Below are 20769 nucleotides of genomic sequence, written 5' to 3' on the forward strand. Positions count from 1 at the left end.
CGGCCGCGAGCTACCTACGGCTCGGCATGCCCGACTCTTCCAAATGAGCCTTGCGAAGCAGCGCGTCTCGAACGATGCTTACAAGCTCCGCAAGCCACATCAAGGGATCGTCATGCCCGTCGACGTCAAAACCGCCACCGATCGCCTCATGCGCTTCCTCGCTGTCGAGGGAGTGACCGGAAAGGAGGCAGCGATAGGGCGCGAGCTCAGCGCGGCGCTGCAGGAAAGTGGCGTTCCGGCGACCGCGATCCGCCTCGACGACGCCAATACACGCATTCCCGTGCCGACAGAGACCGGCAATCTCATTGTCGATCTGCCCGGCCGGGGCGCAATGCACAACCAGCCGCGGATCATGTTCATGACTCATATGGATACCGTGCCGCTGTGCGCCGGAGCGAAGCCGATGCTTGCGGGGCGCAAGATCGTCAATCAGGCGAAGACCGCGCTCGGCGGCGACAACCGCGCCGGCTGTGGCGTTCTCGTTACGCTGGCGGCCGAGCTTGCTAAACAGAAGCTCGATCATCCGCCGATCACGCTTCTGTTCTGCGTGCGCGAGGAGAGCGGGCTTTACGGCGCGCGCCATGTCAAGACCGCCGACCTCGGCTCGCCGGTCATGGCCTTTAACTACGACGGCGGCTCTGCCTCCAATGTCACGATCGGCGCCGTTGGTGCGGATCGCTGGCAGGTCGAGATTTTCGGCCGCGCGTCGCACGCAGGTGTCGCACCCGAGCGCGGGATCAGTTCGACCATGATCCTGGCGCTTGCGCTCGCCGATGTGAAGGCCGGTGGCTGGTTCGGCAAGGTGGTGAAGCGCAAGCGGCAGGGCACGAGCAATGTCGGCCCCGTCACCGGCGGCGACGGACGGCCGGCCGGGGACGCCACCAATGTTGTCACCGACTATGTGCACGTGCGCGGCGAAAGCCGCAGCCACGACAGCAAGTTCTTCAAGGAGATTACGAAGGCCTACAAGGCGGCGTTCGAGAAGGCAGCAAAGCGCGTGAACAACAGCGATGGCAAGTCGGGCCGCGTCAAGTTCAAGGCTGAGACCGACTATTATCCGTTCCGCATGAAGGAGAGCCTGCCCGTGGTCAAACGCGCGGTCGCGGCGGTGTCCGGCATCGGCGCAACACCGAGCATCCGCGCCGCGAATGGCGGGTTAGATGCAAACTGGATGGTCCGCCACGGCGTTCCGACGGTGACCTTCGGCGCGGGGCAGAACGAGCCGCATACGATCGACGAGTGGATCAATCTCGACGAGTACGACCGGGCGTGTGCTCTCGCAGTCCAACTCGCGACGATGCGATGAGCATCGCCGTTCAGCTCCCGAGCCATCGTCAGCGGCATGGCGAACGCGCTCGCGCGCACGGTCTCGTGCTTCATCGAGGTCGAACTCCAAAAGGGTTCTGGGTGAGTGGGCCGCGCTCCCGCGCTGGAAACGCGGCCCGTATCGGATGAAGCGTTTGCTACGCGCCCTGGTTCGGCCCTAACCCAACAAGCTGTCAGTAGTCCCACCAGGCCGGTACCCAACGAAAGAGGTCGCCGGCAGCCGCGACCCGGCCAACGGAGGGGAAGGGCATGTGCGTGGCCACCAGCCACGCGCCGGTCGCCACCAACTCCCGCAAGAGTTGGAGCCGAACACGGGTCGCCTCCTCTGGGTCGTGCTCAAAGCCGTTGTGCCATTCGGGATGATCGAACGAGACCGGAAATATGGCGTCGCCGGCGAACATCAGTCGGTCATCGCCGGACGCCAGGCGAACCACGCTGTGCCCGGGGGTGTGGCCGCCGGTGCGACGGACGACGACTCCGGGCGCAACCTCACACTCCTCATCGAACGGCCGCAGCTGGCTGCGGTATTCGTCCAGGAATTGCTTGGACGCCCGTCGAGCCAAGTCCGCGAGCGCCGGCGGCATGGCGGTGCGGGAGAAGTCGGGCGACGCCCAGAACTTGACCTCGGCGGCGGCCACGTGGATCCGCAGGTCCGGGCGCAATCGATCCTTCACGCCGTCGACGAGCAGTCCGCCAACGTGATCAAAGTGCATGTGGGTCAGCACCACGTCGGTCACCGATCCAAGATCGATGCCGGCGGCCTCCAGTCGCTGGCCCCACTGCCCGGCCCGCGGAAAGTCCGGGTACTCCTCCCCCAGTCCAGCGTCGATGAGTATGGTCTGGCCGCCGCTGCGTACCACGACCTCGTTCAGCGCCCAATCAAACGCGTCCCGCGACAAGAACATGTCGTCCAGCCAGGCCGACCGGACGGCCGGATCGGCGTTGGTGGCCATGGACTCGGATGGCGGCGTTAGCACCCCATCGCTGATCACAAGCACATCAATCTCACCGATTTGCAGTGCATAGCGCGACGGAACCAACTCGTCGGTCCCCGCTCTGCCCGGGTGTGAGGTGTTGTCCAGGCTCTTGAGTGTCTTCTGCCTGATGTTGCGGATCATCTGGTTCATTTTGAAGGCTCGATTGTTCGATGTTGACGTTCGATCTTGGTGCTGGATTCTCAACGGCCGCGTTTCACGCGTGGAAGGCGCGGCCCGTGTTGCGTCGCGCGTTAGAGATCGGTCACCCGCTCCGGATCGGCCGAGGCGAGGGCGGCGGCACGCTCGGGCTTGGGCGGATAGATCCAGACGCCGTTGATCTCCTGCTTGGTCTTCTTGGCGACGTCGCCGACCATCTCCACCTTGCGCTCCCAGCCGCGCGTGAACAGCGCGCCGGCTTCGCCGAGGTCGAGGCAGGTGACGTAGGCCTTCTGGTGATAGGGTTTGGTCGCAACACCGAGGAGCTCCGCTGCGGCGTTGTTGCCGGCGAAGGCGCCCATCCGCGTGGCGTGTTGGCACGACATCAGCGCATAGTTGCCCTCATCGTCGCAGGCGGCACGAGCGGCATCGCCGGTGGCGAACACGCCCTGGACGCCCGGCACGCGCAAACAGCGATCGACCAGCAAGCGGCCGAAATTGTCGCGCTCGGCGGGGATCTGTTGGGTCAACGGCGCAGCGCGAATGCCGGCCGCCCAGATCACCGTCTCCGTCTCGATGTGCTCGCCGTTTGAAAGCGTGACGCTGGACTTGTCCAGCGAGGCGACGCCGGCGCCGACCCGCGTTTCCACGCCCACCTTCCGCAGGGCTTCCTCGATGACGGGGCGGGGGCCTTCGCCCATATCGGGGGCGATCGCCGGGTTGCGTTCGACGATGATGACGCGCGGCTTGGCATTCTTGCCAAGGATCGCGCGCAGCCGCGTGGGCATCTCCGTCGCCGCCTCGATGCCGGTGAAGCCGCCGCCTGCGACGACGACCGTGTCGCGGCCGTTCACCGCCGGCCGATCGGCCAGGTCGTGCAGATGCTTGTCGAGGGCAACCGCATCATCGAACGAGTCGACGGAAAAGCCGTGTTCGGCGAGACCAGGAATGTTGGGGCGGAACAGCCGGCTGCCGGTGGCTACGACCAGGCGATCGTAGGAGAGGGTCTTTCGTGTGCCTTTGTTGGTGGTGATCTGCACCATGCGAGACTTGGCGTCCACCGTCTCGGCACTGCCTTGCACGTAGACGACGTCGATGGCGTTGAGGACATCGAGCAGAGGTGCCGTCATTGTTTCGGGCTTCGGCTCGTAGAGCCGCGGGCGGACGACGAGCGTCGGCTCGGGCGCAACCAGCGCAATTTCGAGCTCCTCCGGCGAAACGCCCTGGATATCGCGCAGGCGCGCCGCGGAGAGGGCGGCATACATGCCGGAGAAGCCCGCGCCGATGATGACTAGTCGCATGTGTTTGCTCCTGTGGTTGAACTTCCAAAAGTCCGCGCGCTACCGCTCGCTGATCTCGTTGAGGACAGCGCTCGACGACGACGCGAAGATGTGAAACGAAATCGCGGGCTCTTAAGGAGAGACGCAGCCCGGCATTGACGATATCGGCATGGGGGATTCACATGCCGCGCGGCAGCCTCCGGAACTCAGCCGCGAGCCTTCTCGAAAGGCAATCGGCTGAGCGGACCTCAGGCCCCAGTCCTGGTAGGGGAGCTGGGCGCCATTCCTGGCCATGATGGAAATCACGGGATTGGTCCTTTGCACGGACTGCGCCGGTATTTCCACCTCCTCGCCCGTTGCCGAGGTGAAGCGAACCGACAACGAAAGTCCGTACATGAGGGCGCTCGCGACCACCCTGCGTCGCGATGTGATTGCACATGGGCCGATCAAATTCTTCCAGGCCATAGTTTGTCTCCTATAGGCGGTGAGCACTGCGATGGTCTTTATCTAGCGGACCAAACCTGTGACTGCTCCAGAGCGATTGCCGTACCTGTCGAGAGATTGCTGCTAACGCATGCGCTTCCGCCAATCGTCTGGGGCAGAATCGAATCTTAGCCAGGGCTGATTCTTGGCGCGCCATTTCGGACCGGGGCCACGCATGTAGTGCAGTTCGGGCCGGTAGCAATCGCGTACATCCATAAGCAGATTGTGAACGACGCTGGCGAAGTCGGAGACTGTCTCAGCCGTCTTGCTGGCAAAACCAGACATCGCGGACCAGCGCGCGGAAGCCGGTGCGATCGCACGGGGGCTGTCGATGCTTTTCCAGATCATCTTTTTTCTCCATCCAGTTGGATGTGGGCACCGTGATGGTCTAGCGGATAGAAGCTGCGGTTGCGCCAGAGCGATTGCCGTACCTGTAGAGCGATTGCTGCTAACGCCTGCGCTTTGCCAATCGCTCGCTTTCGCCAGTCGCTTTCAGAACGCCGCAGCGAAAGCGGTCTGCGACGAATAGCCAAGCGCGGCCGCAATCGAGACGATCGATTCGTCGGTGTCACGCAGCATGTTCATCGCTTCCCTGCTGTCATGCGCTCGCGGGGGCGTAGTTCGTTTCGGCGGTCCAGGAGTCCTTGGCTGTACAGATGCCAGAAGTGTTCGTCGACGTCCGAACGCAGGCGTTCAATGGCGCGGCGCATCGCCATCGGCGACAACCCGCCAATGACCGGCTGGATCGCGGCAGGCGAACCCGCATGCGCTGCCAGCAGGCGCGTGGCCAGGAGATCGGTCATCTGCTGCCTGAACAGGGCATCGAGGGTCGCACTACCTTCCAGCACATCCGCCGCACTCAGGAGCAGACGGGATGTAATGGGGTCGGGATGCGCCGATCGATCGATCAGATCGCCGGGAGATGCCGTGCCCGCTTCAAGCGCAACGCGCTCAAGCGTTGTTTGCGGAAGGTAGAGGTGGATCACGTTCAAGGACTCGGGAATGTCCCATCGCGAGGTGGAGCCGGCCGGGATGACCGTCACCGTGCGGGGACGCGCCGTTCCAAACACCACCGATTTCCCGGTCCGCCGCTCGAACCGCAGTGATCCCGAGGGGAAAGTCACTTCGTTACCCGCAGAGCGTTGCTGTTATCGCGTACGCCGTCTCCACTCGCTCGGTGTTTCGCTGGTCAGCTTCCTGAATGCGGCGGCGAAGGCGGTCTGGGAGGAGTAACCAAGCGCGGCTGCAATCGAGACGACGGATTCGTCGGTGTCGCGCAGCATGTTCATGGCCTGCTCGAGCCGGTGCTGGCGCAGCCAGGCGTGAGGGGAAAGGCCGGTGCTTTCCTTGAAGGCGCGGCAGAAATGGAAACGCGACAAGCCGGCGTCCGCAGCCAGCGCCGTGAGAGAGACGTCCGCATCGCTATCAGCGCGCAGGCGCTCGATGACGCGCCGCAATGCCATCGGCGAGAGGCCGCCCACGACCGGCTGAGACATGATCGGCGAGCCGGCGTGCGCGGCCAGCAGGCGGTTGGCCAAGAGATCCGTCAATTGCTGCCTGAACAGGGCATCCAGGGCCGCGCTGCCCTCAAGCGCATCCGCCGCACTCATCAGCAATCGGGATGTAATGAGGTCGGTGTGCCCGGTTCTTTCCAAGAGATCGCCAGGAGCGGCCATGCCGGCTTCGCCGGCAACACGCTCGAGCGTCCTGTGGGGAAGGTAGAGCTGGACGACATGCATGGGCTTGTGAATGTCCCACCGGGAGGTCGAGCCGGCCGGAATGACCGTCACAACCCCGGGACGCGCTGTTGCAATTGCAGCAGATTTCCCGGTGCGCCGCTCCAGCCGCTGTGAGCCGGCGGGGTAAGTCATGATGACATGATCAGCCATGGGCTCGACGACATCGTGCAGGGGATCATGTTTCCAATAGGCGATCGCGCCACTGGCTGGATCAGAAGCCATGCGAAGGGGGGCGGTCCTTAGCACCCGCGCCATCTCCGCATCGGCGGGACGCAGCCGCTCGGCGACCGATAATTCGCCCGGGCAAGCCTCGGATGCGGCCGGCAGATTCTCGGAAGGATCGCGCAAGATCGGTTTGCTCATGGCGGTGTGCTCGCGTTGAGGGGGCCATGGATTCGCTCCGCTTGGGCCCTGTCTGTGGGCTGGTGCGAAGCTACGTTCGGTGCGCGTTCTAGATGCTTGGCAGGTCCGGCGTATTTCCTAAAGCAGCCATGTTTTGCCCGATCCTGCTGCAATCTCGCCAATGCCATATGCAGCCAACAGTTGCGATCCGTCGCAGCGAATGCAGCCGCGACGCCTGCAAATGCCTTCGTGTTGAGCAACGATATTGCCGATGAACACCAGCGCCCAAAGCTTGGGCAAGACGATCAAACTTTCATTTTACAGAACCGTCACATCGCAGGCTCGATCATGCACTCGGGGCAACCAGCTATTCCGCGTGGAAAATCTGGACGGCCGCTCACCGATCCCCGATAATGTGCAGCGACCTCGCGGGCGATGGTGCCCGATCCAATTCGACGGGTGGGGCCGCCCCTATGTCACTGCAAGGCGTGTACGGACAAAGGCTCGGGCAGCCCTTGCATCTGAAGGACGCGCCTTCGCTGATAACCCGCTCCCTGCGCAGTGCTGCACTCGCGGTTACCGAAACCCGGGATGATAACCCTGCGCCAGGTCTTTCCGGCTCGTTTCCCTCCGAGGATGCCTATCTCGTCAGCCTCAAATTTCGTGATTACAGGGATTGCGAGTGCTGGGAGCGCGGCCGATGCGTGATCAAGACGGATGTCCGCGCCGGCGCAACCTATCTGTACGACCTGAAGCGCGATCCGCGCTATCTGATCGACAAGCCGTTCCACTCCCTGTTCTTCTATCTGCCGCGCACGGCGCTCGACGACATCGCCAAACAGACCGGCGCGCCACGCATTGGCGAACTCGGCTATCAGCCCGGCATCGGCCATGACGACGCGGTCGTCCGTCATCTCGGCGCGTCGTTTCTGGAAGCGCTGCGTCGGCCGGACGAAACCAACCAGCTTTTCGTCGATCATATGATGCTCGCGTTCGCGGCCCACGTCGCCCAGACCTATGGCGGGCTGCAGCGCATCATCGATCCGCACCGCGGCGGCCTTGCCCCGTGGCAGGCGAAGCGAGCCTGCGAAAGGCTCGAATCCAACCTCGACGGAAAGCTCTCGCTGGAGCAAATCGCCGCCGAGTTTGATCTCTCGGTCAGCCATTTTTCACGCGCATTTCGCATTTCCACCGGCCTGCCGCCGCACCAGTGGCTTCTTCGCCAGCGCGTGGAGGCGGCCAAGCGGTTGATGACTGTCCGAGACTTGCCGCTGTCCGAGATTGCGATATCGGCAGGGTTTGCCCATCAAAGCCACTTTACGCGGGTGTTTTCGGCCGCGGTCGGCGTCAGCCCGGGCGCCTGGCGCCGCGAGGCGCATGGCGTCCCGGAAGGCGCGTTGTGATCCGGGGAAATGTCAGGCGCCGCACGCTTTGATCGCGCGGTGAAAAGTTGGCGTCAATTTCGGGGCGTTTCTGAGGGCGAAATGCGCGCGTTCCATCCGAAGTGGAAGGAAATGGCGCCACGCGCGACGGTGTCCGGCTGGACCCGCTTCAAGGCGGCGCAGGAATGGCTCGACCGCAACATGCCACTGCCCGCGAACGCGGCCGTGTCGTCGGCATCCGGCGCGGCACCGGTACCGGCTGCACCGGCCGCAGCCCTTGCCCCGCAGGACCCGCTGTATCGCGAATTCCTGGAGTGGCGGACCAGCCGCGCCAAGGCCAGTACCAACATATAATCAGGCCAACCGGTATAACGCGGATTGACGATAACGCGGTTTGACGATAAGGGCGGTCCGCTTCGGCGGGCCGCCGTGTTTTTGGGATAGGGGCGGCGCAACGTGTCTTGTGTTTCGGTCGGTATCCTCGGTCGGCCTTCAAAATCGACCGCAGGCTGTATTTGCAACCGTAGGACGAATCGATATTCGTTGATGCAACCGAATCCCGATTCGGTAACGCTAATGTGCTGCATTGTCGCGGTAGAACACACAATCGACTAACCGCGCTCTGGTAAACGACTGGGCTTGACACAAAATCAATCCGATTGAGACACAATGTCAGCGAGTAGGGCTGAAACGTTATCCTTCTCGCTGCTGGGAAATCGCAGGTATATTGCTTTAGGGGGCGCAGGCAGATGCGGGCTTTGATCGATACTCGTTGGGTGGCACAATTGTCCGGGTCTGGGACCCGCGACGGTCTGCGCGGGCTTTTCTCCGCGCCTCGGCGCAGCGCCGCGGCGGCACTGGTAGTGCTTGCCGCGATGGCGGGGCCGGCTTTTGGCCAGGGGCTGCCGCCCCCGAGCGACAGGGAGATCCGGATTGGCAACACCGCGCCCTATACCGGTCCGGCCTCCGCCTATGGCGTTATCGCCAAGACCATCGCGGCCTATCTGGACAAGGTCAACGCCGAAGGCGGGATCAACGGCCGCAAGGTCAATATGATCACCTATGACGACGCCTACGAACCGACCAAGACCATGGCGATGACCCGCAAGCTGGTCGAGGAAGACAACGTTCTCCTCGCCCTGGGGACCATCGGCACGAACACGAACGCCGCGATCCAGCCCTATTTGAACTCAAAAAAGGTCCCGCAACTTTTTGCGTTGTCGGGCGCGGCGGCCTGGGACCAGCCGCAAGAGTTTCCCTGGACCATCGGCTTCTTGCCGACCTACACGGCTGAAGCGCAAATTTTTGCGCAGTATCTGCTGGAGAATCATCCCCGCAGCAGGATCGCCGTCCTCTATCAGGAGGATGGGATGGGCAAGGAATACCTGAAGGGCCTGAAGGACGGCCTGGGTGGCAAGATTGCGATCGTGGCCGAGGCGCCATACAAGGTGACCGACACCACCATCGACGCCCAGATGGCCAAGCTCAAGGCCTCCGGCGCCGACGTCCTCATCGAGTTCACCACGCCGAAATTCGCGATCATGGCGATCAAGCGAGCCGCCGAACTCGGTTGGAGGCCGCTACAGTTCGCCGCGTCGATCTCCAATTCGTACTCGGCCGTGATTCAGCCGGCGGGCCCGCAAAATGCGGAAGGCCTGCTGTCGGCGGCATACAGGCTGGAGGGCGAAGACGCGGCGGCGGCCGGCGAGGCGGTGTTCCGCGAATGGAGCGCCTTCATGCAGCGCTATCTTCCGAGCGTGAGCAAGACCAACGGCCAGGCCGTCCTCGGCTATCTGGTCGGCAAGTTGACGGTCGAGGTCCTGAAGAACTGCGGCGACGACCTGTCGCGCGAAAACATCATGAAGCAGGCCCGCTTGCTCAAGGGTATCCAGCTTCCCATGATGGTGCAGGGCATCAAGATCGACACCAGCCCGTCCGACCACGCGCCAATCGAGCAGATGCGGATGATGCGCTTCACCAACGGCCAGTGGCAGCACTTCGGCCCGGTGCGAAGCGGCGTCGATGCGGGCGCCGTCAGCGATTCCTTCAAGACCATCTTCAAGTACGGCACCGCCACCAAGCGCGATCTGGCGAACCAGCTCAACGCCAATACCGTGAGCCTGATGACCGGTTCGTTCGGCTCTACCTACGCCCAGGTGGGCGCCGATCTCGCCTCGGTGCTCGACAATGGCACCTCGCTGCGGATCCTGCCGGTGATGGGCCGTGGATCGGTGCAAGCGGTGTCGGACATCCTGCTGCTGCGGGGCGTCGACGCCGGCATCGTCCGCAAGGACACGCTGTCCTACCTAGACCGCAAGGACTTCGCCAAGGACATCCGCAACCAGTTCGTCTACGTCGCCAAGATGTTCAACGAGGAAATGCACGTGCTGGCGCCGAGGTCGATCACCAACATGCGGGATCTCGACGGCAAGACCGTGGTGGTCGATTTGCCCGACAGCTCGACCTTCGTGACGGCGATCAACGTGTTCGACCGGCTCGGCATCAGGCCGCATCTGATCTATCAGGAGCCGCGGCTGGCGGTGGACATGCTGCGCAAGGGCGAGGTCGACGCCATCGTGGCGATCGAAGGCAAGCCGCTGCAATGGCTGAACCAGATCAACGACCGCAACCTGCATCTGGTGCCGGTCGACTATGCCAAGCCGCTGCAGGAGGAATATCTGCCGTCCAAGCTGTCGTCGACGGACTACCCGAACCTGGTCGCGGATGGCGGCTCTGTGGAGACGATTGCGGCCGAGGCGGTGCTGGCGTCGTATAACTGGGCGCCGAACAGCGACCGCTACCGCCGTCTGGCGCTTTTGGTGGACACCATGTTCGACAAGGTCGGCCAGTTGCAGCGTCCGCCGTTCCATCCGAAGTGGAAGGAAATGGCGCCACGCGCGACGGTGTCCGGCTGGACCCGCTTCAAGGCGGCGCAGGAATGGCTCGACCGCAACATGCCGCTGCCCGCAGGCTCGGCCGTGTCGGCGGCATCAGGCGCCGTGGCGCCGCCGCCGGCTCCGTTTGCTGCACCGGCCGCAGCCCTTGCGCCGCAGGACCGCGATCCCCTGTATCGCGAATTCCTAGAATGGCGGGCCAGCCGCGCCAAGGCCGGCGCCAGCAGGTAAAGGCCGGCGGCAGCAGGTAATCGGACCAGCCGGTAACACGGTTTGACGACAAGACGGCCCGCTTCGGCGGGCCGTCGTGCTTTTGGGGTCCGGCCGCCAGCGCGCAAGAGCGGGCGCCGAACGGATGGCGTCATGCCGGTAATGCAGGGCTCAGTCACATAAAATAGTGTATCGGCTTGGCTTCGCAGCGCCCGGACACGTTCCCGCGCCACCACGCCAAAAATTCGGAGGAAATTCATGTCGGCTCTGCCACTTTCGGGCATCAAAATTCTCGACCTGACGCGGGTGCTTGCAGGCCCGTTGTCGGCACAGATGCTGGCCGATCTGGGCGCCGAGGTGATCAAGATCGAACGCCCCGGCGGCGGCGACGACGCCCGCGCCTTCGGCCCGCCTTACCTGAAAGATCCCGAGGGCAAGGCGAACAACAACAACTCGTTCTATCTCTGCGCCAACCGCAACAAGAAATCCGTCACCGTCAATATCGCGACGGCGGAAGGGCAGGACATCGTCCGCGAGCTCGCCAAAACCTGCGACGTGATGATGGAGAACTACAAGGTCGGCGATCTCAAGCGCTACCGGCTGGATTACGAAGCGATCAAGGCGATCAACCCCGGCATCATCTATTGTTCGGTGACCGGCTTTGGCCAGACCGGGCCTTACGCGCCGCGCGCCGGCTACGACGCGATCCTGCAGGCGATGGGCGGGCTGATGAGCGTCACCGGTCATCTCGACGGCGAGCCGGGCGCGGGGCCGATGAAGGTCGGTCCTTCCATCGTCGACTACATGACCGGCATGAATTCCTCGATCGGCATTCTGGCGGCGCTCTATCACCGCAAGGCCAATGACGGGGAGGGGCAGCATGTCGACGTCTGCCTGTTCGACACTGTGATCGCCTCGCTATCGCATTACGCGCAGATCTTTCTCGTCAACGGCCAGACCCCGCCGCGGCGCGGCACCTGGGGCAATGGCGGCATGCCGGCCGGCGTGTTCCGCTGTACCGACGGCGAGTTGATGCTGGTGGTCGGCAATGACGGCCAGTTCCAGCGCACCTGCGGCGTGCTCGGGGCGCCGGAACTCGCGACCGATCCGCGCTTTCTCAAGAACAACGATCGCGTCGTCCACGGCAAGGAGATCATGGCGATCTTTGCAGGCCTCTTCCTGAAGAAGCCGGTGGCCTACTGGCTGGAGGAGCTGGAGAAGGCCGGCGTTCCCTCGGGCCCGATCAACGATTTCTCGCAGGTGTTCAACGATCCGCACGTGCAGTCGCGCGGCATGCAGGTCAAGGTCGACCACCCCTTGCAGCACGACCTGTCGCTGATCCGTAATGCCATCACCTTCTCCGGCACCCCGGTAAAGGAATATCGCGCCCCGCCGCTGCTCGGCGCGGATACGAAGGATGTGCTGGCGACGATCGGGTATGACGAGGCCAAGGTCGAGGCGTTGAAGGCGCAGAAGATCGTCTGATTTCGACATCGACACTTCCATCTTTATCGAAGCATGGCGGCGCCAGATTGCGCTAGTCTGCACCCTCGATCAGTCCGTTCGAGAGGCGCAACGATGAAGCGGGAAGTCATTCACGTCGAGCCGATGTCGTCCTGGCTTGCGAAGCGGAGCGCACCGGTCTCGCCGGTGACGCGCGGCGGCGGCATGGTGTTTGTTTCGGGCCTGCCGCCGTTCGATCCCGATACCGGCGAGCTCTTCGCCGGCCCGATCGAGCGTCAGACCGAGCTCGTCCTTGAGCAATTGAAGCTGTGCCTGGAGACCGCGGGCACATCGCTGCGCAACGTGATGAAGTGCAACGTCTACTGCACCTCGGTCGAGCACTTCGCCGCCGTCAACGCGATCTATGCGCGCTATTTTCCGGAAGAGCCCCCGGCGCGCATCTTCGTTTGCGTTCCCCAATGGTTTGGGCCGTTCGATATCGAAATCGATTGCGTCGCGGTGATGTAGGCGCTCCAATTCAGCGCAGCCCCTGACGGTCGATCACGATCCGGTGGATCTGGATGAACTCCGGGAGTTCGATCAGGAACTCGGGATCGCGGTCGAGATGGTGAACCTTGGTCGGCTCGCCCCTGGTGAAGGCGGTCATCGAGTCGAGGTCCGGCCAATAGGAAATGGTCGTGAACCAGCTCTCGTGTGCGCGATCCTCGCGGAATAGCTGGACGCCAAGAGCGGTTTTCTCCAGCGGCGGGATTCCATCCGTCTTCAGATAAGCTTCGTAACTGTCCGCGACGTCGGGCCGCGTCCGGCCGCGCCAGATGCGCGCGATGGTCGGCTGGCTTGGCATGATCAGCTCCTTCCTTGGCCTGCTATAACCGCGGAGCCAGCCTGACCGTTCCGGGCGTTGAGATGCCGAAGCGACTCCCGGCAGGCTGATCGACGCAGGGAAGGCCGGAATCCTCCAGCTGCCCTGTATGCTCGTGTGCAGTTTTGTTAGCGCAAATCGCACGCGAGACCGCGGGTGCAGCAAGCACCCGGTCTTCCCTGTGCCCTCTATTTCGAAGAGGGCAAACGAAGATGCAAACCCTCGGGCGATCAGCGCCGCGAGAACGCGAAACCATATCCACCGTCATTGCGAGCGAAGCGAAGCAATCCATGACCCCGGCATAAAGAAAGAATGGATTGCTTCGCGGAGCCTGTCATCGGGCGCGCATTCGCGCGACCCGTTGGCTCGCGATGACGTGGAGCGAGCCGTTGTCACGCGTTGGTTCATCCAGGCTCACAAGTCCTGCCGTGTCAGCCTTCCATTTGGCACCGCCGGCCGGGCAGGCGCCTTCTTCGCCGGCGCCTCGCTACCCGTCAGCGCCATCACCGAGACCGAGACCACGCGATCGACGATGGCGTCCACGTCGTTGAGGTCACATTGGCCTTCCGACAATTTCGTCAGCCGCTCCTTTTCCCGGATGGTGTGATGCGACATCGCCAGCGCGAAATGCAGGCCCCAATAGAGATCGGCGTCGTCGCGGCCGGGCATCGCGCGGCGCATCGCGGCGATGAATTTCCGCAAGTGATCGACCTCGCGGTTCTTGATGCGCCGGATCGGCGGTACCGATTCAATCGAGGCGCGGATCATGAAGCGTGCGGCCGTCGAGCCTTCGCGGTCGGGGCCGAGGCAGCCGCGCAGGGTAGGGCCCACCAGCGCGTGCAAAATGGCGTCGATCGGGGCGCGGCCGCCGCCCTTTTCCTCGGCAGCCTTCAACTCGTTGAGCCGCTCGCGGTTGGTGGCGAGGCTGCGGGTGACGAACAGTTCCGCGATCAATTCGTCCTTGGAGCCGAAATGATAATTCACCGCGGCGAGATTGACGTTCGCTTCGGCGACGATGTCGCGCAGCGTCACGTCGCCGAAGCCGCGATCGGCGTAAAGCCGTTCGGCGGCGGCAAGGATGGCAGACCGGGTCCGATCGCTCGACATATCTGGGCCCCGTTCGGGGAGTTGCAATTCAAACAGTTGTATGAAACTATCGTTTGAAGGACCGGAAAGTCAACAACGTTTGCGAACGTGTCGCATCTCCAGCCAGTCCGGACTGCCATCGTCGCGAAATTCGCAAAATGCCTTGCGGGTCAAAAGCGGCGGGCGGACAGTGCGGCCCAACGAATTCAGAAAGCCCAGAGCCGAGGAGCGTCCCATGAACTTCGATATGTCCGAAAAGCAAAAGGAATGGCTGAACCGCGTGCAGGCGTTCATGAAGACGCATGTCCGCCCCGCGGTGCCGATCTACGATAAGCAGGATGCAGAAGGCCCGCGCTGGAAGGTGATCCCGATCCTCGAGGAACTGAAGAAAAAGGCGAAGGCCGAAGGCCTCTGGAACATGTTCATGCCGCCGAACGCGCATGAGGATGACGAATTCCGCGGTGCGGGATTGACCAACCTCGAATATGCGCTGCTGTCGGAAGAGATGGGCCGCATCTCCTGGGCCTCGGAGGTGTTCAACTGCTCGGCTCCCGATACCGGCAACATGGAAGTGTTCATCCGCTACGGTACCAAGGAGCAGAAGCGGAAGTGGCTGCGGCCGCTGATGGACGGCGAAATCCGCTCCGCCTTCCTGATGACCGAGCCGGCCGTGGCGTCGTCGGACGCCACCAATATCGAGACGCGCATCGAAAAGGACGGCGACCACTACGTCATCAACGGCCGCAAATGGTGGTCGTCGGGCGTCGGCGATCCCCGCTGCAAGATCGCGATCCTGATGGGCAAGACCGATCCGAAGGCGGCGAAGCACCAGCAGCAGTCGCAGATCCTGGTGCCGCTCGACACACCCGGCATCAAGGTGGAGAAGATGCTGCCGGTGTTCGGCTTTGACGATGCGCCGCACGGTCACGCCCAGGTACTGCTGGAAAACGTTCGCGTGCCGAAGGAAAACATCCTGCTCGGCGAAGGCCGCGGCTTCGAGATCGCGCAGGGTCGCCTCGGCCCGGGCCGGATCCATCACTGCATGCGCACCATCGGCAAGGCCGAAGAGGCGCTGGAGAAGATGGTGAAGCGGCTGGCCTCGCGCACCGCGTTCGGCAAGAAGATCATCGAGCACTCGGTGTGGGAACAACGCATCGGCGAAGCGCGCGCCGATATCGAGATGAATCGTCTGCTCTGCCTCAAGGCCGCCGACATGATGGACAAGGTTGGCAACAAGACTGCGCAGGCCGAGATCGCGATGATCAAGGTCACGGCCCCGAACATGGCGCTGAGGATCATCGACAATGCCATCCAGGCTTACGGCGGCGGGGGCGTCTCCGACGATGCCGGCCTGGCGCGGGATTATGCGCACATCCGTACGCTCCGCCTGGCGGACGGTCCGGACGAGGTGCACAATCGCGCCATTGCCAGACTTGAACTTCGGAAGTATGCAAACGCTACGCACTAACGGGAGGCCACGAATGGCGCTCCCCAACGTCTAAGAAAATTGAGGGAGCGTCATCGTGGCGGACGGCGTCAGGAAAGACGAAGAGTTCTCGGGCACCAAGGAAGTCGAGGAGCGTCATCGCATCAACGAGGCGAACCTCGATCGCTGGATGCGCGAGCATGTCGAAGGCTATCAGGGGCCGCTGACCGTCCTGCAGTTCAAGGGCGGCCAGTCCAACCCGACCTACAAGCTCGAGACGTCAGGCCGATCCTACGTGATGCGCCGAAAACCGTTCGGCAAACTGCTGCCGTCGGCGCATGCGGTCGATCGCGAGTTCCGCGTCATCGCAGCGCTCGGCAAGCAGGGCTTTCCGGTCGCGAAAGCCTATGCGCTGTGCACCGACGACGCCGTGATCGGCGCGACCTTCTACATCATGTCGATGGAAGAGGGCCGGGTGTTCTGGGACCCGACGCTGCCGAGCCAGACGCCGGAAAACCGGCGCAAGATCTTCACCAGCAAGATCGAGACGCTGGCAAATCTCCACGTATTCAACCCGGAAGCGATTGGCCTCGGCGATTTCGGCAAGCCCGGCAATTATTTCGCGCGCCAGATCGATCGCTGGACCAAGCAGTACCGCGCCTCCGAGACGCAACACATTCCGGAATTCGAGAAGGTGGCTGAATGGCTGCCGCGAACCGTACCTGAACAGAAGCGCGTTTCGATCGTCCACGGCGACTATCGCCTCGACAACATGATTTTCCACGCGACGGAACCGCGCGTGCAGGCGGTGCTCGATTGGGAACTGTCCACGCTCGGCGATCCCATGGCCGACTTCACCTATCTCCTGATGCAATGGACCATGCCGGGTCTGGCCAACGCCGATATCAAGGCGTTGAACATTCCGAGTGTGGATGAGGCCGCGCAGATCTATTGCAACGTGACCGGCATGGAAGTGCCCGACCTCAACTGGTACTTCGCCTACAACATGTTCCGCCTGGCTGGCATTACGCAGGGTATCGCCGGACGTATTCGCGACGGCACCGCGGCGAACGCCAAGGCGCTGGAATCGGCGGCGCGCACGGTGCCGCTGTCGAAATCTTCCTGGGAATACGCTCAGAAGGCCGGCGCGATCTAGCAATTGGCACTCTCACCGAATATTCGCGGCAGCCTGCTCATGGCGGTGTCCATGGCGGCGTTCACTGTGGTTGACACCATCACCAAGGCGGTGTCGTCAGAGATGAACATCGGCCAGGTGATGCTGGTGCGCGGGCTGTTTGCAGTTCTGCTGGTCGCGGCGTTCGCGTACCAACAGGCCGCGCTGCGGCCGCTGCACACGCTGATGCTGAGGCCAGTGGCGCTCAGGGTGCTGGGCGAGATCGGCGGCACGATCTCGTTCATGGTGGCGCTGGTGCATCTGCCGCTTGCCAACACCTCGGCGATCCTCCAGGCGCTGCCGCTGGCGATCACGCTCGGCGCTGCCGTGATATTCCGCGAGCCGGTCGGCTGGCGGCGCTGGTCGGCGATCGTGGCCGGCTTTATCGGCGTGCTCATCATCGTGCGGCCGGGACTTGCCGGCTTCAGCCAGTACTCGCTGTTGGCACTGGTATCGGTCGCCTTCTGCGCGCTGCGCGATCTCGCGACCCGGCGGATCCCCGCAAAGATCCCGTCGCTGTTCATCACCTTGCTGACTGCCGTGACGGTGACGACCGCCGGCGGCGTGATCCTCGTTCCGCTCGGCGGCTGGACGCCGCCGTCGACAGGCGCGCTCGGCCTCATGGCGCTGGCCGCCGTGCTGCTCCTGATCGGCTACCAATGCATCATCACGGCGCTGCGCACTGGCGACATCTCGGCGGTGGCGCCGTTCCGCTATTCCGCGCTGCTGTGGGCGATGCTGCTCGGCTATCTCGTGTTCGGCGACGCGCCCGACGTGATGATGGTGACGGGCGCCTCGATCATCGTACTGTCCGGCCTCTACGCCTTCTACCGCGAGCGCATCCGCCACCGCGCGCTGGCGGCGGAATCATCCGGCCTGCCGCCCGACGGGTTGTGATCGCGTCGCGGGCGCCCATATCTCCGAAGCTGATTGGAGATGGTCATGATTCAGCAACTGCGCATCTACGAAATATTCGAGAACAACAAGGCTGCGTTCCACGCCCGCTTTCGCGATCACGCCGCGCGCATCATGCAAACCAGATACGGTTTCCGGATCGTCGCGATGTGGGAGACCAAATTCGGCGACAGGACCGGGTTCGCCTACCTGCTGGAATGGCCCGACGAGGCAACCAAGACTGCTGCATGGTCGGCCTTCATGGCCGATACCGAATGGTCCGACATCAAGCGCGTGACGCATGCGGAACACGGCTCGATGGTCGGCCAGATCGAGGACCGCTTGCTGGTGCCAACAGATTATTCGCCGGCGAAAGGCAGGAGCCTCTTTGCGATCTCCGCATAGAAAATCAGTCTCGTGCCCCGAACGCGGTGCGGCATGGAGCGTCGCGCTGCGCCGCGTCCTAGTTCGAGGTCGCGGCTAAATCGGCTTGCCGGTGTACGGCATCGATGCGGTGAGGCCGCCGTCGACCGGGATCGCCTGGCCGTTGACGTAGGAGGCGTCATCGCTGGCGAGGAACAGTCCCATCGCCGCGAGTTCGTGCGGCTGGCCCGGGCGCTTCAGCGGATTGAGCTGGCCGATCTTGTCCTGGGTGCCGCGCTCCTTGGCGCGGTCGAACACCGGCTTGGTCATGCCGGTTTCGATCAGGCCGGGACATACCGCGTTGATGCGGACGCCAGTGCCGGACAGCGAGTAGGCGGTGGTCTGCACCAGGCTGATGACGCCGGCCTTGCTCGCGCCGTAAGGGTGACCGCTGGCGCCGGCCTTGAGGCCGGCGACCGAGGCGGTGCAGACGATCGAACCGGACTTCTGCTTGATCATGTGCGGCATCGAATGCTTGATCGCCAGGAACGGCCCGATGAGATTGACGCGCAAGACTTCCTGCCAATGGTCGACGGTCTGCTCGGCGAGCGGCACCAGCCCGCCGCTGACGCCGGCATTGGCCCAGATCGCGTCGAGCCTGCCATATTTCGCGACCGCCTTATCGATGAAGGCCTTCACGTCGCTTTCGGAACCCGCATCCGCCATCACGGCTTCGACGATGCCGCCGGCATCGCTGACGAGTTTTGCGGTTTCCTTCACGCCCTCGGTGCGATCGACGATGACGAGCTTCGCGCCTTCCCTGGAGAACAGCACCGACGCGGCGCGCCCGATGCCGCTTCCAGCACCTGTGATGACGACGGATTTGCCTTCGAGGCGGCCCATGAGTTTCTCCCTGTGGTATTATGCGTGTCGGCGTCTGCCGCCTTGCGGAATTCAAACAAGATTTCAAACGTCAAAGCCACTTGAGACGATGCGTGCTCTGACGTACAGCGACAACAAACAGTATTGAAGGGCTTTGGCGATGTCCAATCCAGACAGACCGCGGGTAATTGCGACGCGATGGTGGTGGGTTCGCCATGCGCCGGTCCGCGAAGATAACGGCTGCATTTACGGGCAAAAGGATCTTGGCTGTGACACCAGCGATCGGGTGGTGTTCGAAGCGGTCGGAAAAATCCTACCGCGCAATGCGGTCTGGTATGCAAGCAATCTGAAGCGAACGCACCAGACCGCGGACGCTATCTGGGCCGCCGGCTTTCCTAAGCCGTCAGATATGCCGCACGTGAATGCATTTGCCGAACAGCATCTCGGTGAGTGGCAAGGCCTGAATCGCGCGGCGTTCCTCGCCAGCCGGCCGATCGGCAGCCACTGGCTTACTGAGATCGACGAACCCGCGCCCGGCGGCGAGAGTTTCATTGACCTGTACAATCGCACATGCGGCGCCATCGAGCGCATCAACGCCGAGCAGGCGGGCAGGGACGTCATCGTCGTTGCGCATGGCGGCACGATCAGGGCCGCTGTCGGGCTTGCACTCGGTCAGCCAGAGAGAGGTCTCGCCTTCGATATCGACAATTGTTCGGTGACGCGGCTCGATTATCTCTCAAGCGCGAATTACACCGGCTGGCGGCTGCCGATGGTTAACCAGCAGCCCTGGATCGCGGACGCTTCGCACAACGCGATGCATCAGCCGGCAGGGCCCGAGGTGAAGCCGCCGGAGACGAAACTCGCTTGAGCCTCGAGTTGTCGAGGACCGCAAACGCGCTTAGTTCGAATTCAAGACCAAGCCGGCATCGCGCTGGATCAACATCGGGGAGAGAGACATGAGCTTGTTCGATATGACCGGGAAAGTCGCCGTCATCACTGGCTCCACGCGCGGCATCGGCCGTGCCATCGCCGAGCGCATGGCCGAACACGGCGCCAAGGTGGTGATCTCCTCGCGCAAGCAGGACGTCTGCGACCAGGTCACCAAGGAGGTCAACGAAAAGTTCGGTAAGGGGACGGCGGTCGCGATCGCCGCGAACATTTCCAGCAAGGAAAATCTACAGAACCTGGTCGATGAATCCAACCGCGCCTTCGGCAAGATCGACGTGCTGGTCTGCAACGCCGCATCCAATCCCTATTACGGTCCGCTCGGCGGCATTTCCGATGACCAGTTCCGAAAAATCCTCGACAATAACATCGTTGCCAACAACTGGCTGATCTCGATGGTCGTGCCGCAGATGATCGAGCGCAAGGACGGCTCGATCGTGATCGTGTCCTCGATCGGCGGCCTGAAGGGGTCGACCGTGCTCGGCGCCTACGCGATCTCGAAGGCGGCCGACATGCAGCTCGCGCGCAACCTCGCCTGCGAATACGGCAAGCACAATATTCGCGTGAACTGCATCGCGCCCGGCTTGATCAAGACCGATTTTGCCAAGGCGCTGTGGGACAATCCGGAGACGCTGAAGGCGTCCACCGCGCGTTCGCCGCTGCTCCGCATCGGCGTGCCCGACGAGATCGCGGGCGCCGCGGTCCTGATGGGATCGAAGGCCGGCGACTTCATGACCGGCCAGACCATCGTGATCGACGGCGGGGCGACGATTAGTTGATAGGACGCGGCTAACGCGACCAGTGTCATCACCCGCGCATGCGGGTGATCCAGTACGCCGCGGCGGCTGTGAATGATCGAGAATTCCCGGCGTACTGGATGCCCC

At 63.1% G+C, this 20769-nt stretch carries 20 protein-coding genes and 1 pseudogene; 12 read left to right on the forward strand and 9 right to left on the reverse strand.

Translation table 11 applies throughout. From position 1 onward, the window contains the following. Positions 1 to 112 precede the first annotated feature (112 nt). Positions 113 to 1306, forward strand: coding sequence for a M20/M25/M40 family metallo-hydrolase (locus V1286_RS10740; protein ID WP_334479461.1), 1194 nt, complete (start codon positions 113 to 115; stop codon positions 1304 to 1306). Positions 1307 to 1499: 193 nt separating this feature from the next. Here the strand turns inward: V1286_RS10740 and V1286_RS10745 are convergent, their stop codons facing one another. The 6 genes and pseudogenes from V1286_RS10745 to V1286_RS10770 all read right to left on the reverse strand — a co-directional run bounded on the left by V1286_RS10745 (position 1500) and on the right by V1286_RS10770 (position 6612). Continuing rightward, on the reverse strand, positions 1500 to 2453 hold the full coding sequence (locus tag V1286_RS10745) for an MBL fold metallo-hydrolase (protein ID WP_334479462.1): 954 nt from the start codon (positions 2451 to 2453) through the stop codon (positions 1500 to 1502). Between the two features lie 101 nt (positions 2454 to 2554). Then, a complete protein-coding gene (locus tag V1286_RS10750; RefSeq protein ID WP_334479464.1) occupies positions 2555 to 3760 on the reverse strand; it encodes an NAD(P)/FAD-dependent oxidoreductase in 1206 nt (401 codons plus the stop codon). Between the two features lie 546 nt (positions 3761 to 4306). Beyond that, positions 4307 to 4570, reverse strand: a complete 264-nt coding sequence (locus V1286_RS10755; protein ID WP_334479465.1) for a hypothetical protein — start codon at positions 4568 to 4570, stop codon at positions 4307 to 4309. A 144-nt stretch (positions 4571 to 4714) separates the two neighbouring features. Further along, a pseudogene (locus V1286_RS10760) lies at positions 4715 to 5346 on the reverse strand (helix-turn-helix transcriptional regulator); the annotation flags it as partial. Between the two features lie 24 nt (positions 5347 to 5370). Then, positions 5371 to 6324: a helix-turn-helix transcriptional regulator gene (locus tag V1286_RS10765; protein ID WP_334479467.1), complete on the reverse strand. Its 954-nt coding sequence runs from the start codon at positions 6322 to 6324 to the stop codon at positions 5371 to 5373. A 117-nt stretch (positions 6325 to 6441) separates the two neighbouring features. Further along, on the reverse strand, positions 6442 to 6612 hold the full coding sequence (locus tag V1286_RS10770) for a hypothetical protein (protein WP_334479468.1): 171 nt from the start codon (positions 6610 to 6612) through the stop codon (positions 6442 to 6444). 164 nt (positions 6613 to 6776) lie between these two features. Here V1286_RS10770 and V1286_RS10775 point away from each other — a divergent pair, with 164 nt between their 5' ends. The 5 genes from V1286_RS10775 to V1286_RS10795 all read left to right on the forward strand — a co-directional run bounded on the left by V1286_RS10775 (position 6777) and on the right by V1286_RS10795 (position 12760). Further along, positions 6777 to 7706 carry an AraC family transcriptional regulator gene (locus V1286_RS10775; RefSeq protein ID WP_334479469.1) on the forward strand — a complete coding sequence of 310 codons (930 nt, stop codon included), beginning with the start codon at positions 6777 to 6779 and terminating at the stop codon, positions 7704 to 7706. Between the two features lie 81 nt (positions 7707 to 7787). Beyond that, entirely contained in the window at positions 7788 to 8039 is a 252-nt protein-coding gene (locus V1286_RS10780; protein ID WP_334479471.1) for a hypothetical protein, read from the forward strand. Between the two features lie 431 nt (positions 8040 to 8470). Continuing rightward, on the forward strand, positions 8471 to 10810 hold the full coding sequence (locus V1286_RS10785) for an ABC transporter substrate-binding protein (protein ID WP_417021126.1): 2340 nt from the start codon (positions 8471 to 8473) through the stop codon (positions 10808 to 10810). A gap of 237 nt (positions 10811 to 11047) precedes the next feature. Then, positions 11048 to 12274, forward strand: a complete 1227-nt coding sequence (locus V1286_RS10790; protein WP_334479473.1) for a CaiB/BaiF CoA transferase family protein — start codon at positions 11048 to 11050, stop codon at positions 12272 to 12274. A 93-nt stretch (positions 12275 to 12367) separates the two neighbouring features. Beyond that, positions 12368 to 12760: a RidA family protein gene (locus tag V1286_RS10795; RefSeq protein ID WP_334479474.1), complete on the forward strand. Its 393-nt coding sequence runs from the start codon at positions 12368 to 12370 to the stop codon at positions 12758 to 12760. A 10-nt stretch (positions 12761 to 12770) separates the two neighbouring features. Here the strand turns inward: V1286_RS10795 and V1286_RS10800 are convergent, their stop codons facing one another. Together V1286_RS10800 and V1286_RS10805 are read right to left on the reverse strand one after the other, a co-directional pair. Continuing rightward, entirely contained in the window at positions 12771 to 13097 is a 327-nt protein-coding gene (locus tag V1286_RS10800) for a hypothetical protein (protein WP_334479475.1), read from the reverse strand. A gap of 432 nt (positions 13098 to 13529) precedes the next feature. Then, positions 13530 to 14222: a TetR/AcrR family transcriptional regulator gene (locus V1286_RS10805; RefSeq protein WP_334479477.1), complete on the reverse strand. Its 693-nt coding sequence runs from the start codon at positions 14220 to 14222 to the stop codon at positions 13530 to 13532. Positions 14223 to 14436: 214 nt separating this feature from the next. Here V1286_RS10805 and V1286_RS10810 point away from each other — a divergent pair, with 214 nt between their 5' ends. The 4 genes from V1286_RS10810 to V1286_RS10825 are packed head-to-tail and all read left to right on the forward strand — an operon-like array spanning position 14437 to position 18100. Beyond that, positions 14437 to 15669, forward strand: coding sequence for an acyl-CoA dehydrogenase family protein (locus V1286_RS10810; protein WP_334479479.1), 1233 nt, complete (start codon positions 14437 to 14439; stop codon positions 15667 to 15669). A 55-nt stretch (positions 15670 to 15724) separates the two neighbouring features. Beyond that, the gene (locus V1286_RS10815) at positions 15725 to 16783 is read left to right on the forward strand and encodes a phosphotransferase family protein (protein WP_334479480.1); all 1059 of its coding nucleotides are present in this window, start codon (positions 15725 to 15727) and stop codon (positions 16781 to 16783) included. Between the two features lie 3 nt (positions 16784 to 16786). Continuing rightward, the gene (locus tag V1286_RS10820; protein ID WP_334479481.1) at positions 16787 to 17698 is read left to right on the forward strand and encodes a DMT family transporter; all 912 of its coding nucleotides are present in this window, start codon (positions 16787 to 16789) and stop codon (positions 17696 to 17698) included. A gap of 45 nt (positions 17699 to 17743) precedes the next feature. Beyond that, entirely contained in the window at positions 17744 to 18100 is a 357-nt protein-coding gene (locus V1286_RS10825) for an NIPSNAP family protein (protein ID WP_334479483.1), read from the forward strand. A 75-nt stretch (positions 18101 to 18175) separates the two neighbouring features. Here the strand turns inward: V1286_RS10825 and V1286_RS10830 are convergent, their stop codons facing one another. Then, positions 18176 to 18961 carry an SDR family NAD(P)-dependent oxidoreductase gene (locus V1286_RS10830; protein WP_334479485.1) on the reverse strand — a complete coding sequence of 262 codons (786 nt, stop codon included), beginning with the start codon at positions 18959 to 18961 and terminating at the stop codon, positions 18176 to 18178. Between the two features lie 139 nt (positions 18962 to 19100). Between V1286_RS10830 and V1286_RS10835 the strand changes: the two genes are divergently transcribed. Together V1286_RS10835 and V1286_RS10840 are read left to right on the forward strand one after the other, a co-directional pair. Next, positions 19101 to 19808 (forward strand): histidine phosphatase family protein, encoded by a 708-nt coding sequence (locus V1286_RS10835; protein ID WP_334479486.1) that lies wholly within the window; start codon positions 19101 to 19103, stop codon positions 19806 to 19808. Between the two features lie 88 nt (positions 19809 to 19896). After that, a complete protein-coding gene (locus V1286_RS10840) occupies positions 19897 to 20664 on the forward strand; it encodes an SDR family NAD(P)-dependent oxidoreductase (RefSeq protein WP_334479488.1) in 768 nt (255 codons plus the stop codon). Positions 20665 to 20769 lie beyond the last annotated feature (105 nt).

Origin of the sequence: Bradyrhizobium algeriense, assembly GCF_036924595.1 — a bacterium.
GTDB classification, from domain to species: Bacteria; Pseudomonadota; Alphaproteobacteria; order Rhizobiales; family Xanthobacteraceae; genus Bradyrhizobium; species Bradyrhizobium algeriense.

Bases quoted from the DNA above. Each gene is read 5' to 3' on its own strand.
- V1286_RS10740 (WP_334479461.1), top strand. From the start codon at position 113: ATGCCCGTCGACGTCAAAACCGCCACCGATCGCCTCATGCGCTTCCTC.
- V1286_RS10745 (WP_334479462.1), bottom strand. From the start codon at position 2,453: ATGAACCAGATGATCCGCAACATCAGGCAGAAGACACTCAAGAGCCTG.
- V1286_RS10750 (WP_334479464.1), bottom strand. From the start codon at position 3,760: ATGCGACTAGTCATCATCGGCGCGGGCTTCTCCGGCATGTATGCCGCC.
- V1286_RS10755 (WP_334479465.1), bottom strand. From the start codon at position 4,570: ATGATCTGGAAAAGCATCGACAGCCCCCGTGCGATCGCACCGGCTTCC.
- V1286_RS10765 (WP_334479467.1), bottom strand. From the start codon at position 6,324: ATGAGCAAACCGATCTTGCGCGATCCTTCCGAGAATCTGCCGGCCGCA.
- V1286_RS10775 (WP_334479469.1), top strand. From the start codon at position 6,777: ATGTCACTGCAAGGCGTGTACGGACAAAGGCTCGGGCAGCCCTTGCAT.
- V1286_RS10780 (WP_334479471.1), top strand. From the start codon at position 7,788: ATGCGCGCGTTCCATCCGAAGTGGAAGGAAATGGCGCCACGCGCGACG.
- V1286_RS10790 (WP_334479473.1), top strand. From the start codon at position 11,048: ATGTCGGCTCTGCCACTTTCGGGCATCAAAATTCTCGACCTGACGCGG.
- V1286_RS10795 (WP_334479474.1), top strand. From the start codon at position 12,368: ATGAAGCGGGAAGTCATTCACGTCGAGCCGATGTCGTCCTGGCTTGCG.
- V1286_RS10800 (WP_334479475.1), bottom strand. From the start codon at position 13,097: ATGCCAAGCCAGCCGACCATCGCGCGCATCTGGCGCGGCCGGACGCGG.
- V1286_RS10805 (WP_334479477.1), bottom strand. From the start codon at position 14,222: ATGTCGAGCGATCGGACCCGGTCTGCCATCCTTGCCGCCGCCGAACGG.
- V1286_RS10810 (WP_334479479.1), top strand. From the start codon at position 14,437: ATGAACTTCGATATGTCCGAAAAGCAAAAGGAATGGCTGAACCGCGTG.
- V1286_RS10825 (WP_334479483.1), top strand. From the start codon at position 17,744: ATGATTCAGCAACTGCGCATCTACGAAATATTCGAGAACAACAAGGCT.
- V1286_RS10830 (WP_334479485.1), bottom strand. From the start codon at position 18,961: ATGGGCCGCCTCGAAGGCAAATCCGTCGTCATCACAGGTGCTGGAAGC.
- V1286_RS10835 (WP_334479486.1), top strand. From the start codon at position 19,101: ATGTCCAATCCAGACAGACCGCGGGTAATTGCGACGCGATGGTGGTGG.
- V1286_RS10840 (WP_334479488.1), top strand. From the start codon at position 19,897: ATGAGCTTGTTCGATATGACCGGGAAAGTCGCCGTCATCACTGGCTCC.